This is a genomic window from Solwaraspora sp. WMMA2065, assembly GCF_030345075.1.
Classification (GTDB): Bacteria; Actinomycetota; Actinomycetes; order Mycobacteriales; family Micromonosporaceae; genus Micromonospora_E.
Map to the genome: position 1 here is coordinate 6,535,429 of NZ_CP128361.1, position 17,724 is coordinate 6,553,152.

General features: G+C 70.3%; 12 protein-coding genes and 1 pseudogene. 4 read left to right on the forward strand and 9 right to left on the reverse strand.

The features are described from left to right. Positions 1 to 209: 209 nt before the first annotated feature. Positions 210 to 3,824, reverse strand: coding sequence for a caspase, EACC1-associated type (locus tag O7610_RS29800; protein WP_289212349.1), 3,615 nt, complete (start codon positions 3,822 to 3,824; stop codon positions 210 to 212). Continuing rightward, positions 3,824 to 4,201, reverse strand: a complete 378-nt coding sequence (locus O7610_RS29805; protein WP_281553637.1) for a hypothetical protein — start codon at positions 4,199 to 4,201, stop codon at positions 3,824 to 3,826. The genes O7610_RS29800 and O7610_RS29805 overlap by 1 nt, the downstream gene beginning before the upstream one ends. A 249-nt stretch (positions 4,202 to 4,450) precedes the next feature. Here O7610_RS29805 and O7610_RS29810 point away from each other — a divergent pair, with 249 nt between their 5' ends. From O7610_RS29810 to O7610_RS29820, 3 genes are all read left to right on the forward strand, one after another. Continuing rightward, on the forward strand, positions 4,451 to 5,428 hold the full coding sequence (locus O7610_RS29810; protein WP_281553638.1) for a trypsin-like serine peptidase: 978 nt from the start codon (positions 4,451 to 4,453) through the stop codon (positions 5,426 to 5,428). A gap of 153 nt (positions 5,429 to 5,581) precedes the next feature. Further along, on the forward strand, positions 5,582 to 6,031 hold the full coding sequence (locus O7610_RS29815; protein WP_281553639.1) for a carboxypeptidase-like regulatory domain-containing protein: 450 nt from the start codon (positions 5,582 to 5,584) through the stop codon (positions 6,029 to 6,031). A gap of 311 nt (positions 6,032 to 6,342) precedes the next feature. After that, positions 6,343 to 8,079, forward strand: a complete 1,737-nt coding sequence (locus tag O7610_RS29820; protein ID WP_289212350.1) for an RICIN domain-containing protein — start codon at positions 6,343 to 6,345, stop codon at positions 8,077 to 8,079. 36 nt (positions 8,080 to 8,115) lie between these two features. Here the strand turns inward: O7610_RS29820 and O7610_RS29825 are convergent, their stop codons facing one another. From O7610_RS29825 to O7610_RS29855, 7 genes are all read right to left on the reverse strand, one after another. Beyond that, a complete protein-coding gene (locus O7610_RS29825; protein ID WP_289212351.1) occupies positions 8,116 to 9,417 on the reverse strand; it encodes an MFS transporter in 1,302 nt (433 codons plus the stop codon). After that, the gene (locus O7610_RS29830) at positions 9,410 to 10,612 is read right to left on the reverse strand and encodes a cytochrome P450 family protein (protein WP_281553642.1); all 1,203 of its coding nucleotides are present in this window, start codon (positions 10,610 to 10,612) and stop codon (positions 9,410 to 9,412) included. The genes O7610_RS29825 and O7610_RS29830 overlap by 8 nt, the downstream gene beginning before the upstream one ends. 46 nt (positions 10,613 to 10,658) lie before the next feature. After that, entirely contained in the window at positions 10,659 to 11,378 is a 720-nt protein-coding gene (locus tag O7610_RS29835; RefSeq protein WP_289212352.1) for a DUF5825 family protein, read from the reverse strand. Continuing rightward, positions 11,359 to 13,272, reverse strand: coding sequence for a RiPP maturation radical SAM C-methyltransferase (locus O7610_RS29840; protein ID WP_289212353.1), 1,914 nt, complete (start codon positions 13,270 to 13,272; stop codon positions 11,359 to 11,361). Before O7610_RS29840 ends, O7610_RS29835 begins: the two co-directional genes overlap by 20 nt. A gap of 96 nt (positions 13,273 to 13,368) precedes the next feature. After that, positions 13,369 to 13,527 carry a hypothetical protein gene (locus tag O7610_RS29845; protein ID WP_281553645.1) on the reverse strand — a complete coding sequence of 53 codons (159 nt, stop codon included), beginning with the start codon at positions 13,525 to 13,527 and terminating at the stop codon, positions 13,369 to 13,371. 28 nt (positions 13,528 to 13,555) lie between these two features. Beyond that, positions 13,556 to 15,397 (reverse strand): prolyl oligopeptidase family serine peptidase, encoded by a 1,842-nt coding sequence (locus tag O7610_RS29850; protein ID WP_353850405.1) that lies wholly within the window; start codon positions 15,395 to 15,397, stop codon positions 13,556 to 13,558. A gap of 78 nt (positions 15,398 to 15,475) precedes the next feature. Further along, a complete protein-coding gene (locus O7610_RS29855; RefSeq protein WP_289212355.1) occupies positions 15,476 to 16,606 on the reverse strand; it encodes a LacI family DNA-binding transcriptional regulator in 1,131 nt (376 codons plus the stop codon). 218 nt (positions 16,607 to 16,824) lie between these two features. On the opposite strand from O7610_RS29855, the pseudogene O7610_RS29860 reads away from it, so the two are divergent. Further along, positions 16,825 to 17,689: pseudogene (locus O7610_RS29860) on the forward strand (extracellular catalytic domain type 1 short-chain-length polyhydroxyalkanoate depolymerase); the annotation flags it as partial. Positions 17,690 to 17,724 lie beyond the last annotated feature (35 nt).

Here is a 17,724-nt window from a genome sequence, read left to right on the forward strand (position 1 = left end):
CGGCGCAGCCCTCGGGGTGGTTCTCACCTTGTCGTCGGCGGGTGGGCGACGATCACGGCGTCGGGCGGTGAGCTATGACATGGCCAGACGAGACCAGGGCTCGGCGGCGCCGAGGGAACCCACACGGTTGTCTCAGCGCCGATTTGACGACAACGACGGTTCCCTCGACGGCCGGATCAACGTACGAACTGGAGTGGGCGGACCTGCGTTCAACTGCTCGGTCGACCATCCAGGTGACGGAGCTGCTCGGACAGCTCGGTAGCCACCTGCTCCGGTTCGGCCAGGCAACGCCACGCGGGCACCCGGCGGACGGTGCCGTGGTGGGCGGCGACGTCGAGGCGGGCAAGGACCTTGCGCAGGGCGCGGCCGGACGGATCGCCGGCCGGGTCGTCGACGTACACGGCGATCTCCCGACCGGCCTGGCGGATGACGAGATCGGCGGTCTGCCCGGCCACGGCGATGTCCCGCTGTACGGCGACTCCGGCCTCGCGCAGGGCACGGTGCAGCTGATCGGCGGGCCCTGGGACGGCGTCCGGCAGCGCTGCGGTCGACCTGTGGCCGAGGGCCACGGCGGTGAGCAGGCCCCGTTGGCCCGACCACCACGACCGGTCGCCGACGACGACGAGCTGGGATCGGGCCCGGGTGATGGCGACGTTCCACAGGTTCGTCTGGTGGGCGAGCCAGTCCCGGGTGCGGTCACCGATGCCGTGGGCACCGACCGGTGAAACGACCATGATGTCGCGTTCGCTGCCCTGGAACCGGTGGATGGTCGCGCAGAGCAGGTTCTCGGACAGGCCGGCGGCCTGGAGCGCGGACTTCAGGCCGCGCTGCTGCGCGGCGAGCGGTGTGACCACTCCGATGGACGCCTCCGGGAAGGCCGCGCGAAGTTCGGCCACCTCGGTCACCACCGCCGCGATCTCGACGTCGTTGCGTCCGGATCCGGTCGGTCCGTAGTTGTACGTACCCGGCACGTCGCGCCACCGTACGGCCGGTTCGGCGGGCGCGGTCAGTCGGGCCGGATCGGTCAACACGGTGAGCCGGCCCTGGTACACCTCCCGGTTCGGAGCGTCGACGATGTCCGGGTGGCAGCGGTAGTGCTCGTCGAGCAGATAGGCCGAGCCAGCCGCTGCGGCGAACGCGTCGTACGCCGAATGGCGTGCGTAGCGCAGCCGTCGGGTGTTCAACCATCCGGTGCCGAGCCCGGCCTTGGCCTGCTCGGCGAGATCGTCGGCGTCGGCAAGCTCGACGACGGGTGGCAGCTGCCGGGGGTCACCGATGATCAGTGCCCGTTTGGCGCGGTACAGCATGGGCAGGATCGCCGGCACGGTGCACTGCGCGGCCTCGTCGATCACGACGAGGTCGTACATGGCCGGTTCCCGCCGTATCCATCGCACGGACAGCGCCGTGACGGCCCAGCCCGGCAGCACCCGGAGCAGCTCCGGGAAGTAGGCCCAGCTGTCCGGCTTGGCCTTGGCCATCTCGTCGGCCCGGTTCTGCAGCAGCCGGCCTCCCGACGTCACCCGACGGGCGATCTGGGCGCGCAGCAGGTCGATGCTGCGCCGGGGCCGCTCGACGCCGATGAGTTCGGTCAACCGTTGCCAGGACGTCTCGGCGGCGGGCAGCGCGTCGGCCTGTCGCCGGCAATCCCGCCACCGCAGCTCGATGACGGCACGTTCACCGAGGGCCCGGATGGTGTCCGGGTCGCCGGTGCCGTGCCGACGCAGCCGCCAGCGATACCACCAGCCGAGCCACCGGCTGGTCAGCGCACGGTCGGTGAGTCGGTACAGCCGCGCGAGCGCCGCGTCGTCGTCCGGCAGCCCGGCAGTTGCGGCATCGCGGCCGGCACGGTGTTCGTGGCGCGGCCCCGGTCGGCGCTCGGCCGCGAGGTCGGCCAGATCGCGTTCGAGTAGCCGCTGATCGTCCAGGCTCTGCCGCAGGCCGTTGATCTCGTCGGCGATCAGGCGGAGTTCGTACAGCGGTGTCCGATCGTCGGGCGCCAGGTGGCTTTCGGCCGACGGGTACGCGGCGATCAGGTCGGCGATGTGCTTCGGCTCCTGCAGCCGGTGCTCCTTGTTTCCGGTGCGCAGCACCAGCCCGGGACCGACCAGCTCGCCGACCCGGCCGAACACCGCGTCCACCGCCTGGTTGCTGGTGGAGCCGATCAGCACACTCTGGCCGGCGGCGGTGGCGGTAGCGAGCAGCGCGGTGACCAGTTGACTCTTACCCGTCCCCGGTGGACCCTGCGCGACGGTCAATGGCTGCGACATCGCGGCGCGGATGATCTCCTCCTGCGCCTCGTTGGCCGGAGCCAGCGCGACGGTCGCGATCGGCACCGGAGCCTCCTCGCCCGGGCCCGCCGCGAGGGTTGCCAACGCCGTCCGGTCGATGAGCCGGGGATTCTTGATCATGCCCTGGAGGTCGACGACGAGCTGCTGCTGTGGCGAGGCCTTGGCGTCGACGGAGTAGAGCAGTGCGGCGTTCTGCACCCGGTCCAGTGGCCCGGGACGCGGTGGGCCGACCAGCGCCATCGGGTCGATGTCCGCCACCGGAGTCAGACCGAACGTCTTCATCAGCAGGTCGACGGTGGCGGTGAGGGCCGCCGCGTCACCGGGTACGAAGACCTGTCCGACCCGTTGCAGCAGTTCATCGGACTCCACGTCGGACAGCTGCAGCAGGTCGAGCAGCGCCGGGCCGGGCCGTGGCGGGAAGGAGGCGTGCACGACGTCGTCGGTGCCCACCGTGACGTCGCAGATCAGCAGCGGCGTCAACCGTACCGGCTGCTGCCTGGCGGGTCGGACCGCGACGACCGGATAGCCGTACTGCAACTCCTTGCCGTCGGCGCGGGCCCGGGTGGCCAGCGCGGCGGCCCGGCCGGTCAGCCGGACCGGGGAGGCCGCCGTGAACACCGCCTCGGCACCGGTCGGTGCCGGAGCGTACGTGCTGACCGCCTGTGGGTCGATGAAGGACCGCAGGGCGGCCGAGCGCTCCATGCAGTTGACGTAGTAGGTGACCAGGCGGCGCCACTGGTCGGCGTCGAACGGGGCGTCGTCGGCGGGGCTGGTCGGGCCGGCGTCAGGTCGCGCCCGGGCGGCCGCCGAGTCCGGCGCGGTGACCAGCCGGATGGGTTCGGTCACCCCCTCGCTCGATTCGACCGGCGAGTGCTGCCGACGTCGGGCCATCTCGGTCATCGCGTAACGGGCGAGGTCGTTGGTGGTGACCCAGCCGTCGGCGGACCCGTCGGCTGCGCCGCGCAACCCCTCGAGCAGCACCTCGGTGAACACCGACGGCCGATCGGACCCCTGCGCCTTCGACGCCTTCATGTGCGTGCTGGAGGTCAGGACGAAGGTGCCTCGTTCGCGCTTGCCCCGGCGAGGTTCCTCCCGTACGCCGCCCCGGAACCGGTGCCGTGCGGTGAAGGCTCCGGAGAAGCAACAGTCCAGCAGGACGACCTTCTGACTGGCCTTGGTGCTGTTCAGCAGATGCCGCAGGGTGCCGTCGACATCGAAGGCGGTGGCGTGCAGCTGCCCGGCGTGGGCATCCGTGGCGGTGAGAAACAGCGACTCCCGGTCCTCGTGCAGCACGCCGTGCCCGGAGTAGTACAGCAGGGCCAGGTCGTCTCTGCCGCACCGGCCGTAGAACTCCTCAACGACCTGGCGTAGGTGTGCGACCGGCAGGTCCAGTTTGGCGTCGACGGTGTCGAAGCCGCCGCTGCCGTCGAGTAGCGTCTTGAGCTGGGTGACGTCCTGGCGTACCGAGGGCAGCGCCGGGAGTCGCCGATCGGCGTGGTAGCTGGCTGTGCCGAGCAGCAGCGCGTGCCGACCCATCAGCGGTGGCCCGCTTCGATCGCGACCCGTACCGTCTCGATCAGTTCGGCGGTCTCTCCCCGCGTGGGCTGGTCGATCGTCAACTCGACGTCGCCGACGCGTAGCTGGATGCGGCGGCCGGTGTGGCGTTGCAGGAACGCCACGATCACATCGACCAGCGACTGTACGTATGAGGGGTCGACGCTGGTCAGTACGGTGACGGCTGCCAGGGCCAGCTCCGCGATGCCTTTGCTCGCCGGATCGGGGGCGAGCGGGATGCGCCGTACCTCCCCGACCTCACGAAGATCGCCTGCCAGCTCCTCGGTGAGCTGGTCGAGCACGAAATCGTCATCGCCGGTCAGCGGTGTGAAAGCGACCTCGACACGTACCTGCGACACGCAGCCTCCTCCTGTTTCGCGACGAGAAGGCTACGGAGTCGCCGATGCGGCCGGGCGCGTCTGTCGGCTATCCGATCGTACCGACAAACCAGTCAATGCCCGCCGTCGATGATTTCATCGACCTTGGTCGAATAACTGTTGGTTCAAGGACAGAAGTCTCGCCAGCGAGGAGGAGACGATGAAGATTCACCTATGGGAGTACGTCCGAGTAGAGGCCATCGGACACCCACCTCATCATCGGGAGGTTCCATGGAAAACAGGGCGCGCCGGACGCTCGGTGTCCTCGTCGCGACGGCGGCGTTGGCGCTGGCTGCCGCGGCGACACCCGCCGCGGCCACACCCACCAGCACCGTCGACATGGTCACCCCGGTCTCCGACACGGGCGGAACGATCAACCCGGCGGTCCTCGCCGAGCGGATCGACGAGACGATGGTACGGGCCACCCGTCCTGCGGCGCGGCGCGGCGCTGACGGGACGGACCGAGGGCCCGCCGCTGAGGTCGAAGGCAAGACCGAGCCGGGCGAGATCGGCATCAGCAGCATCATCGGTACGGACAACCGTTACCAGACGACCCCGGCGGACTGGTGGCCGGCGAGCTCCACGGTCCAGATCACCCGTACCTCCGGTGGGGTCACCCGGGGACACTGCACCGGTTGGATGATCGGTGCCGACACGCTGATCACCGCCGGGCACTGCGTCTATCCCCGTAACGGCACCGCGTGGTACCCGCGCAACGAGTTCACCGTCTGGCCGGGACGCGACGGCGGTTCCACGCCGTACGGCTCGTGCAGCGTAGCCAGCCTGCACTCGGTTGCGGGATGGGTGAACAGCTTCATCAACGGCTACGACTACGGTGCGATGAAGCTCAACTGTACGGTCGGCAACAGCACCGGAACCTTCGGGTTCATGTGGACCTCCGCCAGTCAGAATGGCACGTCGACCTACAACCGGGGCTACAGCGGGGACAAGTCCTTCGGCACCCAGTGGGCCAGCTCCGACCAGATCCGGGTGACCCAGTCCACCGAGCTGTTCTACCACCACGACACGGTCGGCGGTAACAGTGGCGGACCCGTCTACACGTACTCCGTGACCGACTGCGGCCCCTGTGCCGTGGCGGTGCACGCGCACGGCCTACACGGCAGCGGTGCGCCGAACAACAACCACAACAGCGGACCGCGGATCACCGAGTCCGCGTTCAACAACTTCATCTACTGGCGGGACCTGTAGTACGAAGTCGACAGCCGTCCGGTGACCGCACAACCCGGTCGCCGGGCGGGGGTCGGCGCGGCGCGACGAGCCGCACCTCACCCAGAGTTCTGATACTCTATGTGATCAAACAATGACGTGATTCGAGGACTGGCCATGAAACGAGGACTGGCCATGAAGTCAGTACGACGTGCGCTTCTGCCGGTGCTGATCGTCAGCTTGCTGGTGGCGGGCTGCGCGACTGAATCATCGAATTCGCCCGGACCGTCGGTGCCGACCGGCCCGGACACCCCCGTCTCCGACCAGCGATCGCCTGAGGGGCCCTCGGCATCGCCGGGTACGGTAGCTGGTCGCGGTACGGCGATCATCGAGGTACGGAACCCGGCGGGGGAACCGTTACCGGTGATCCCGGTGGAGGTCCGTACGGTCGGCTGGCCGATGCCCGCAGAACTGTCCGAGGACATCGCCCGGATGACCGACGCGCGTGGCGAGTACGCCTGGACCGACCTGCCACCGGGGGAGTACGAGTTCACCGTACGGGTTCCGGGCGAGGACGTCGCCGCAGCCCAGCGGGTGGCGGTGGTGGCGGACGAAACCAGCCGGGTGCCGATGACCCTCGGCTGAGCGGGAGCGCGGTGACGCCGTGCCGGGGTGCCCGCCCGTCCCACCCGGCGAGCGGTGCTGTGATCGATAACACCATTGGCCAGCCGGTCCGGCGCGGATGGTGATCACCGGTAGGTTCCTGCCGGTGCCGGCCAGCTGTTCACTAGGAATCTACCTCGATTATCGCTGCCTCCATTCGTCCACACGTATCATGCGAGCGATCCACCATGAGCACTCCGTGCCCTTGCGTCGGGCTCGGACGGTGCCTCTACCTGGTGCTGGCTGAAAGGTGTGGGACCGGTGTCGAACAAGGCGTGCCAATGAGTATCTCGATGAGGAGTCAGGTCCGGGTCCTCGCGGGGGCAGTCATGGGCCTGGTCACGATGGTTGCCCTGACCGCCTCGGTGGCACCCAGCCCGGCCGACGCCGGTGAGCCGCTGCCCGGCACCAGGGTGTCCGACGCGGATCTCCGGCTGCTGACCGAGGCCGCCAAGTCGTGTCCGACCTTGACCCCGGCGCGACTGGCCGGTCAGGTGATGGTCGCGTCCCGGTTCTCGGGGTTGCCGGTCGAGGCGGTGCGCTCGGTCGGCGGGCAGGGCGTCGCCGGGTTGGTGCCGACCGTGTGGCAGAAATGGGCGCCGTGGGAGGAAGCGCTGCCGGCTGACCGGGAAGCCAGCGTCGCCGCCCTCGCCCACCACATGTGCCAGCTGGTCGGCCAGCTTCGGGTGCTGCAGATCGACGGCGACCGGTGGCAGTTGGCGTTGGCGGCACACTGGGTCGGTATCGAGCCGGTCGTCGACGCCGGGGACGTCCCGGCCGGTGCCCAGGAGTACATCGATACCGTGGAGCGGTACGCCACCTGGTACGCGTTGCAGCCGGACTTCGGCGGCAGTGGTGACGCGGCACCCGAGACGTTCATGCCGGCCGTCGTGCGACTCTCCACCGATACCGCGCCGTTGCCGGTGCCCGATGCGTACCTCGAACTGATCCAGACTGCTGGTGCCGTCTGCCCGCAGCTGCCTCCGGCTCGGGTCGCCGCGCAGCTGATGGCGACCTCGGCGTTCGATCCGCAGCGGCTCGGCCCGTTGGGCGAGCAGGGCATCGCGCAGTTCCTCCCCCAGGTGTGGGTGACCTACGTGCGGCCGTCGGCGACGGCGTCGCCGTGGGTCCCGGCCTCGGCCGTTCCTGCTCTCGGCGAGGCCATGTGCGCGCTCCTGGAGGCCATACCCGGAACCGGGTCAGACGACTACCCGCTGGCACTGGCGGCGTTTCTCCGCGGCGACCCGACGGTACGCAACCTGGCCGACGTGCCGGGCGGCGACGGGATTTCAGCCCTCGCCGAGCAGGTGAGCCGATTCGAGACCGAGTACGCCAAGGACTCGCGGCTGACCCCGCCTGCCGGTGCCTCCCCATCGGCGAGCCCGACCACCGAGCCCAAGGCCGAGCCCAAGACCGAGCCGACCACCGGTGCCACGACCGCACCACCTGAGCAGCCGGCGCCGACGAAGCAGCCGACGAAGCCGAGCAGCCCGGCGCCGAGCGCCTCCGACCAGCCACCGGTCAAGGCCAAGGACGCCGACGGGACCAACCGTCCGTACGGCCCGTTCTTCGTCTACAACCTGGGCACCGAGATGTGCCTGGACATCCCGGGGACCGGCCCCGGGCCACGCGACGGAGCGGTTCAGCAGAACCTCTGCTACGTGCACAGCCAGGACAACCAGGAGTACGCCTTCGTCCCGCGCCGGGTCGATTCCGCCGGCAACCAGCTGTACTGGGTCCGTAGCGTCACCTCCCAGTACTGCCTGGACCTGCCCGGCCTCGGCTCGGTTCCGGCGGGAACCAGGGTGTACGAGACCGGCTGCTTCGACGACGAGAACCAGTACTGGCGGCTGCAGCCGACGGTGAAGTCCGGTGACACCCAGTTCTACCGGCTGATCAACACCGCCTCGAACCTCTGCCTCGACGTGCTCGGCACCGCGACAGGTGGACTGGACGAGCGTATCGAAGTGACTGTCTGTAAAGGTAACGACGACCACGACTGGGCACTGATCCGACGGGTGAACTGGTGACCGGGTCACCGGCCCGGGCGGCGAACGCGTTCGCTGTCACCGTTGCCGCAGCTCGCGGCGGGACAGACCGAAGGCGAACGCGGCCAGCAGAGTCGCCCCGCAGGCCAGGAAGACCGCTGTGCTGCCGTACCGGTCGACCACCAGGCCGGCGGTCACCGTGGACAGCGGGAACAGGCTCAGTGCCGCGAAGACGATCGCGCTCATCACCCGGCCCAGCAGGTGCGGCGCGGTGCTCTGCTGCATGGTGGTGATCACCAGTACGTTCGTGACGGTGCTGGCCAGACCGGCCACCACCAGGGCGAGCACGGCGCCGAGGTAACCGGCGAACGGCACGGCCGCGATCGCCAGGCCGAGCACCATGCCGGCGAGCATGGCCGTCGCGCCTCGCCGGGGCAGCCCGGCCAGGCCGGCGGAGAACAGTCCGCCGACCAGGGAGCCGGCGGTGAACGCGGCCAGCAGCCCGCCCAACCCACCCGCGCCGGCGGCCAGCTCGCCGTTGCTGAGCGACGGTAGCCCGATCCGGACCATGCCGCCGACGGTCAGGTTGGCGGCGGCGGTCACCAGCAGCACGGTACGCAGCAGTGCAGACTCGCGTAGCAGCCGCCAGAAACCGACCGGTGGCGCGTCCGCCGCTGGTGGCGGTGGCGGTGGCACGGTGCCCCGTCCGACGCCGCCGATCATCGCCAGGCAGACCGCCGAGACGGCGAACGTCGCCGCGTCCACCCCGAACGCCACCGCCGGGGAGAGCACGGCCACGACGAGCCCGGCGACCCCCGGGCCGATCATCCCGGCGGTGAAACTCGCGGTGCTGTGCAGCCCGTTGCCGGCCTGCAACTGGTCGGCGGGCAGCAGCCGCGGGGTGATCGCGTAGGCGGCCGGCTGGAACAGGCCGGCACCCAGGCCGGTGCCGGCGACCAGGACCGCGATCACCGGTACGGACGGGTCGCCGGCCACGGCGGCCGCGACGATGCCGGCGGTGAAGACGACCCGGCTCAGATCGGAGATCAGCATCACCCGCCACGGGCCGATCCGGTCGGACAGGATCCCGCCCAGTGGTGTCGTCGCCAGGCGGCACACTCCGTACCCGGCGACCAGCATGCCCAGCTCACGCCCACCGCCGCCGAGCTGGTAGACCAGGAACGGCAGGGCGACGGCGTGGAACGCGTCGCCGAACACGGACACCAGTTCGGCGGCGAACAGCAGACGGTAGCCGCGCGAGCGCAGCGGCGCGAAACTGAGCTTCGGCCGGAACCGCCGGGCCGCCGTCGTGGCCGCCGTCCCGCCCGCCGCGGTCTCCGACGTCAAATCAGTCGCCGAGTCGGTCAAGGAGTCAGCCATCGAGGGCCACCGGCAGCGACTCCAGCCCGCGGAGCATGATCGTGTTCCGCCACGGTAGTACGTGCTCGTCGGCAGCGAGGCTCAGGCCGGGGTGTCGGTCCAGCAGGGCGCCGAGCGCCAGCTCGCCTTCGAGTTTGCCGAGGAACGCGCCGAGGCAGCGGTGCAGACCGTGGCCGAACGCCAGGTGCCCGGTGTCGCCCCGGTCCAGGATCAACCGGTCGGGGTCGGGGAACCGGTCCGGATCCCGGTTGGCGCCGCCGAGCGAGACGAGCACGAGCTCACCAGCGGGAATCCGTACACCGTCGATGTCGACCTGCTCGGTGGTGAACCGCAGCGTCGCCATACTGACCGGCGACTCGTAACGCAGAAACTCGTCGATCGCGGCCGGCAGCGCCGGCCGGTTCGCCAGCAGCCATCGGAGCTGGTCGGGGTGGCGCAGCAGGGCGAGGGTGGCGGTGCCGAGCAGGTTGACGGTGGTCTCGTGGCCGCCGATGAGCAGCAGGAAGACCATCCCGACGATCTCGTCGTCGGTCAGTTCGCCGGCGTCCCGGGCGGCCAGCAGGCCGGTCAGGATGTCGTCACCGGGATGGGACCGCCGGTGTCGCAGCTGCCCGCTGATGTAGTCGGTCATCTCACTGAGCGCGGTGGCGAAGTCCGCCGGGTCGTCGCTGTGCGTGAGGATCGCCGTCGACCAGGCGCGGTAGGCGGCCCGGTCCTCGGCGGGAAAGCCGAGCAGCTCACAGATGATCAGCATCGGCAGCGGGAAGGCGAAGTCCTTCACCAGGTCCACCGTCCGGCGTCCGGCGATGTCGTCGAGCAGCGACGTGGTGATCCGGTCCACCATCGGCCGCATGGCGGCCACCCGCCGGGCGGTGAACGCCGCGTGGATGAGCCGCCGCAGCCGGGTGTGGTCAGGCGGGTCGCTGTTGAGCATGTGGACGACGTCACCGCCGAGGGTGACCCCGGCGACCCGGTTGTCGGCGAGCGCCTGGGCGCGGCGGGCGTCCTGCCCGAACCGCGGATCGGCGAGCGCCGCCCGCACGTCCCGGTACCGGGCGATCACCCACATCGGCAGCCCTTCGTCGCTGTGCAGGATCGACACCGGGCCGTTGGACCGGATCCGGGCCAACGTCGGGTACGGGTCGGCGATGTACGGCACCTCGGGCTGCGTCGCCGTACCGGTCACGGTGTCCATGGCCCTCCTCGCGGAGATGGTTGGTGAAGGGAAACCTCGGTGGTGCTCATACGGCCAGCGCCGGGAACGGCCAGCGGTACGCCGGGGTCGGCAGCCACCACAGCTGCCCGGCCTGGGCGGCGATCAGCCGGGCGTCGGCCAGGTCACGGCGCACCGGCGCGGGCACCTGCCTGGCCGGTACCCCTTCGAGCAGCTGTCCGATGGCAGCCAGATGTTCCGGCTCGTCGATGGTGATCAGCTCCAGCGCACCGGCTCGCCGGTCCCGGACCTCGACGAACCCGGGCCCGCGCCGGAACACGCACTTGCCGAGGAAGAACGAGTCCCGCCAACCGCGTATCGCCGGGTCGCCGGCACCGGCGGCGCCGTCGACCCGGTCCGGCGGGTACAGATGGTCGAACAGGCCCTGTCCGGCGCAGCCGTCATGGCAGCGGGCCACCCAGTCGACCGCGACGGCACGGGCGGTGAGTTCCCGGATCAGCACCAGGGCGCGGCCGGCCGCGGCCCCGGTGTCCGGGCACAGGTCGACCGGGTCGGGCAGTCGGGCATGCCGCACGCCGGCCCGGTGCAGCTCCGCCACCAGCGGCCGCCACGCGCCGGTGATCCGCCGGGTGCCGAACGACATCCCGCTGACCTGGGCGGCGTCGGGCAGGTAGTCGCGGGACAGCTCGATCTCGATCGCACACCTGGTCCAGTCGGTCGGGCCGGTGGACCTGGGTGGGCTGCTCGGGCTGAGCTGCGTGGTGACGTCAGCCGACGACGACGGCATGCGGTTCCTCCTCGCTGTGCCGAGCGGCGGTGGTCCGGCGGTGGTCCGTCCGGGCCAGCACCTGGTTGTCGGACTCGACCGCGAGATGCACCTGGTAGCCGTCGTCGTGGAACAGGATGCCCAGCTTCGACCAGCGGTCCAGCAGCGGTCCGACGACCGCCGCCCCGCCGGGCACCTTCGCGGCGAGGGTGGCGGCGGTACGCGGCTGATCGAGCAGCCGGAACAGGGCGATCTCCGGTTCCGTGGTCAGCTGCAGCACTGTCCAGTCGTAGGCCTCGCGTTGGCTGACCAGCACGATGCGGTCCGGCAGTTCCTGACAGGTGAGTCGGCTGACCGGGTACCGCGCCTGCCAGGTGGCGAGGGCCGCGTCGAGGTCGGCGGCCCCGGTCCGGTCGATGCCCTGCGGCACCGACGTGAAGATGTACGCCAGGTCGGCGAGCTCCGCCTCGGGCAGCCGGTAGATCTCGGCGTACTGCGGTGCCGGCCGAAGGTCGGCGAATCCCAGCTCCGGGCGGTCGAAGTAGGGGCTGAACCGTTCGATGGCGATCCGGGCGGCCCCCATCGGCGGCTCGAGGTGATGCAGCGCCGGCAACTGGTCGATGATGCCGGTGTAGTCCTGCGCCGTCTCGCCGGGGAACCCGTACAGGTAGTTCCAGCTGGCTGTCACCCCGGCGCTCTGCGCGTCGCGCAGCGCCCGCACGTTCTGGCAGCCGGTCACCCCTTTGTCCATCAGCCGCAGCACGTGGCTGCTGAGGTTCTCCACGCCCGGCTGGACCTGCACCGCGCCGGAGTCGTTGAGCTGCTGGAAGTGTCGGCGGCGCAGGTTGGCCTTGACCTCGAAGTGCAGGCGGACGTCGTACTCCGATTCGGCCAGGCGCTGCAGCACCGAGTCGAAGTAGGCCATGTCGAGGATGTTGTCGACCACGATGAAGTCGAGCAGCTGATGGCGTCGGGCGAGGTCGAGGACCTCGTCGAGGAAGCGGGCCGGGCTCTTGCTGCGGAACTGCATGAACGATCCGTTGAGTCCGCAGAACGTGCAGTGGTGCTTCTCGCCCCACCAGCAGCCGCGGGAGCCTTCGACGACCAGCCTGGGCGCCACCCAGTCGGCTGCCGTCGATGCGTCCAGCCGGTCCAGGTAGCCGGTGTAGTCGGGGGCGACGATGTCGGCGGGCGGCAGCGGCCGTGACGACATCGGGTTGGCCCGGGCGACGCCGTCGGTGTCGCGCCAGCACAACCCGGAAATGTCGGCGAGCCCCGATGAGCCGATCCGGCCGGACCCGTCGGCCGAGTTGAGGGCAGCGAGCAGCTGCGGGAAGGCGACTTCGCCTTCGCCGCGTACCACGTAGTCGACGTAGCGGAAGTTGCGGTGCAGCGCCGCTCCCTGCGGACCGTCGCAGTTGGCCCCGCCGAACACGATCCGGGTGCCGGGCCGTGCCTGCTTGACCAGACGGGCGACGGCGAGGCTGGCGGCGTTCTGCTGGAACGTGGTGGTGAATCCGACGACGTCCGGCGCGGCGTCAGCCAGTTCGGCGGCGAGTTCGCGGATGAAGCCGGGGACCAGCCGGTGCATCGCCCGGGTCAGCGCGATCTCGGCGTCGGTCGAGCCACCTTCGGTGAGCAGCCGGGCATACGGGTCGAACAGCCGATCCTCGTCGTCCAGCAGCCCGGAGAAGACCCAGTCCCCGGCGCCGAGGAAGTAGGAAGACTCAGAGAAGTAGCGGTAGTCGGCGAGCGTGAAGTTGGTGACCCCGGTCACCCAGTCGACGAAGTCGATGTTGGCGTAGCGGACCTGTACGTCGTGACCGGCCCGGCCGGCCGCCGCGCGCAGGATGCCCAACGCGAGCGACGGCACGTCGATCGACCCCCACGGCATGTGCAGCAGGACGACTTTCACTTCGGCCCCTCTCCGACGGTGGTGGGCGTCGTTCCGGAGCGGCAGGCGCTCTCGCTCCGGAACGACGCCGTCGATCGTGCGGTCAGCACGGACCTGTCACTCGCCGGCGGGTGCCTTGTCGGCCGCCGCCTCGGTCACGTCGTGCCGCCTGGCCGGGACTGCCCGGTCCATGTCGAGGAGCATCTTGACGATGACCGCCCCGCGCTCCCGCTCGCTGGTGGTGATCGGGTCGTGACGTACGCTGCGTCGCTTCATGCCATTCACCTCCCTCCCTGGCTGGCTGTCAGGAACGGACAACCGTCCACTTCGGTCGTCCGGCTTCGGCCCGGTCGCGGCACCGTGTCGGCGTGAACACCGTGTCGGCGTACCGGAGCAGTTCGTCGAAGGTCCGGGTCTGCCCGGCGGCGTCGCCGTGGTGGCCGCCGGGCATCCAATGCAGCCGGTGCGGCACCCGCCGGTGCCGCAGCGCGGCGACGTAGCGGCGGATCTGGTCCGGCGGGCAGCGTTCGTCGTCGGTGGCGGCGGCGATGAACAGCGGTCCGCGGACCCGGTCCAGGTAGGTCGTCGGGTCTGCGGCGTGGTATCGCTGCGGTACGTCGTCGGGCCCGCCGCCGAACAGTTCGTCGTCGACGTCGCGCAGCGCCGCGGTGGCGCCCCGGTGCGCCGCTGGGTAGTCGGCGATCGGGCAGACAGCGAGTCCGATCGCCCAGTCGGCCGGCGCGACGCCCATCGCGAGCAGCACCAGGTAGCCGCCCCACGAGTAGCCGCACAGCCCGGTCCGGCCCGGCTCGGCCACGCCGAGGTCGAGCAGCTTGCGGCGTACGGCGGCCAGGTCCTCCAACTGCGCCAGACCGACCCGGTGGTTGAAGTTTCGCTGCCACCGTGGCCCGTATCCGGTTGATCCCCGGTAGTTGGTACGCGCCACCGCGTAGCCGGCGCGTACTAGCAGCTCCACCCTCGGGTCGTAGGCGTCCCGGTCGTGCAGGTACGGCCCGCCGTGCACCAGGAACAGGGTCGGCCATGGTCCGGTGCCGGTTGGGGTGGCCAGGAAACTGTGGATCCGCCCGTACGGCTGGTCGGTCCACAGTTCGGTGCGTCCGGCGGGGGTGGCGGGGTGGTTGGTGGGTCGGGGCCGGCGGGCCGGCTGCGCGGTGGCCGTACCGGGGTTGGCGACCAACCGGCGGGGTGGCACCGAGTCGCTGGTCCCGATGTAGTGGATCGCGCCGTCGGGGGCGACGGCCAGGTCGAGGATGGTGCCGGATGGGGTGGCGACGGTGATCTGCTCGCCGGTTTCGGGGTCGGCCAGTAGCAGCCGGCTGCGCCCGGCCCGGTCGTGCTGGACGAGGATCCGTCCGTCGTCGCCGTACCAGTGGGCGGTGATCTCCGACTCGTATGACAGGCCGCTGGACAGTTCGATGCCGCGGTCGCGCCGCCAGGTGCCGACCTGGTATCGGTTCGGCGTCTCGACGACGATCAGCAGTTCCGGATCGGGTCGGTCGCCGGGGCGGAACTCCAGGGCCCAGATCCGCTGCTGGTCGCTGCCGGCGACGGTGTCGGTCCGTCCGTCGGTGAGCCGCACGACGCTGACCGCCGTCGTGGCGTCGGCCCGGGCGGCGAGCGCGATGGTGTTTCCGTCGCCGGCCAGGTCGACCAGGGCGGTGTAGCTGGCGCTGACCGCCACCAGGTGACCCGGTCCGCCCGGTTCTCCCACATAGCAGCGGGTCTGCCGGCCGGTGCCGACGCAGACCGCAGCGCGGCGGCCGGTGGCGTCGAAGGCGATGCCGTGCTGCCGGCCGGGCGGTAACCCGGTCAATGCCAGCGGCGGCGGGCCGGCCGTGTCCCGACCGGCTGCGAGTCGACCAGTCTCCGTCTGACCGGGGTCGACCGGCTGGCGGCGCCAGACACCGACGTCGGTCCGGTCCGCGTCGAACCACCAGAAGTGCCGGCCGTCGGGCTCGATGTCACAGGCGGACACCCCGTTCGGTGCGGCGGTGCGAATTCGACGTCGGTCTGTCTCGACGTTCCAGGTCAGGACCTGGGTAAGGTCACCGTCGTCGTGCAACTCGACGGCCCTGGTCGGCTGGTGCGCAGCGAAGGCAGGTACGTGTGGTGTGTTCACAACCACCCCGATCGGGTCGCGTACCACACCGAGCGTAATTGATCTGCTTCTATTGGTAAAGAAGATGTTCGACTGTCGGCTGAATCACCTGGTCGCCGGCGTGGGTGCGGTGCTGCCCCGGACGACGAGAGTGGTGCCGATCTCCACCCGGTGTTGCGGCAACACGCCACCGTTGGCCAGCGCGAGTACCATCCCGGCGGCGGTCGACGCCATCTCGGTCAGCGGCTGGCGCACGGTGGTCAGCGGCGGGCAGCACCAGCGGGCGTTGTCGATGTCGTCGAAGCCGACCACACTCAGGTCGTCCGGGATGCGCAGGCCGAGCCGCCAAGCTGCGCTGTAGACGCCGAGGGCCTGTAGGTCGTTGCCGCAGAGCACCGCCGTCGGTCGGTTGGGTCGGTCGAGCAGGTCACGCCCGTGTGTCTCACCGTCCTCGAAGAAGAACCGGCCACTGCGGACCAGGTCGTCTTTCAGCTGTACGCCGACGGAGTCCATCGCCGCCCGGCAGCCCTCCAGGCGGGCGCGGGAACCGAGCATGTCCAGCGGGCCGCTGATCACGGCGATCCGGCGGTGCCCGAGGTCGAGCAGATGGCGGGTCGCGGTGATGCCGCCGTTCCAGTTGGTGGCGCCGACCGACGGGGTCGGGTGGGCCGGTTCGCCGACCGGGTCCAGGGCGACCAGGGGGATGGCGCTGGCGGCCAGTTGGGCGTGCTGCTCCGGCGTGAACGCGGAGTATACGGCGATCACCCCGACCGGTCGGCGGGCCAGCAACTGCTCGGCCCAGGACCGGCCCGGTTCGGTGCGGCCCTGCACCTCGGTGAATCCGACGGCGAGCTCGGCGGTCCGGGCGACCAGCTCCACCCCACGCAGGATCTCGATCGCCAGGTGGCTCTCGAGTTGATAGAAGACGACCTCGATGCCGGCGGTCGGGGAGGCCGAGCCGGGCCGCTGGTAGCCGTGCTCGCGAACCAGTGCCTCGATTCGACGGCGGGTCTCCAGCGCCACTCCGGACCGTCCGTTGAGCACCTTCGAGACGGTGGGTTTCGAGACGCCGGCGAGCTCGGCGATCGTCGCGACGGAAAGGTCGCCACGGCGGCGTCCGCGTCGCTGACCTTCCGGCGGCCTGCCGGTCGCCGGTGGGTGGTCCGGGTGGGTGGGGGCGTGGTCCACGACCGATTCGCCAACCTTCCGCTTGATCTGGGGTATCGCCCGGCTCATGCTACGGAGTGTCGAAGCGTTTCTATGCGCATGTCTCGATGTTGGTCCGACGCCGACCTTGAATCTCGAACCGTATCTATCGATACTAGTAACTGTTTCGAGCCGGAGTAAAGCGGGAGCCTGGGCAGCCCCGCGTCGAATCCCATCCTGCGTGCGTTACGCAGGAACCACATGAGACTCATAGCCAAGATGCTGGCCGCCGCCGCAGCATCCGTCACCGGGGCGGCGGCAGCGACCCGGTCGGCATCCGGTCGATGATCAGCTACGTGGAGCAGCGCTACAACACCGATCCGAACCGGATCTTCGCCACCGGCGTCTCGTCCGGCGCGATGATTACCAACGTGATGCTCGGCGTCTACCCGGACGTCTTCGCCGCCGGCGCGTCCTTCGCCGGGGTGCCGTTCACCTGCTTCGCCACCACCGGCGGTTCCGAGTGGAACAGCCAGTGCTCGGGCGGGCAGATCGTCCGTACCCCCCCAGCAGTGGGGCGACGCGGTCCGCAACAGCCTGCCCGGCTACTCGGGCCCGTGGCCCCGGATGCAGATCTGGCACGGCACCAACGACGACACGCTGCGCTACCCGAACTTCGCCGAGCACATCAAGCAGTGGACCAACGTGCACGGGCTGAGCCAGACCCCGACCTACACCGACAGCCCGCAGGGCAACTACACCCGCACCCGGTACGGCAGCTCAGGCGGGATGGCCCCGGTCGAGGCGATCAGCATGCAGGGCACCGGGCACAACCTGCCGGTCGACGCCGCCCAGGTGATCCGCTTCTTCGGCCTCGACGGCACTACTCCGCCCACCACCGCGCCACCGACGACGGCTCCGCCTACCACGCCGCCGCCGTCCGGGGCCTGCCGGGTCACCTACGGGGTGAACGCGTGGAACAACGGGCTGGTCGCCTCGGTGACCATCGCCAACACCGGCAGCGGCGCGGTCACCGCCCGCAACATGTCCTACAACGCCACCATCTCGCCGAACGGCTCGCAGAGCATCGGCTTCCAGGCCACCCACTCCGGCAACAGTGGTAGGCCCAGCTCGTTCACCCTGAACGGCACCCCCCCCTGCGCCGTCGCCTGATGTGCGCCACGGTGGTGGGGGGCCGACCGGACGGA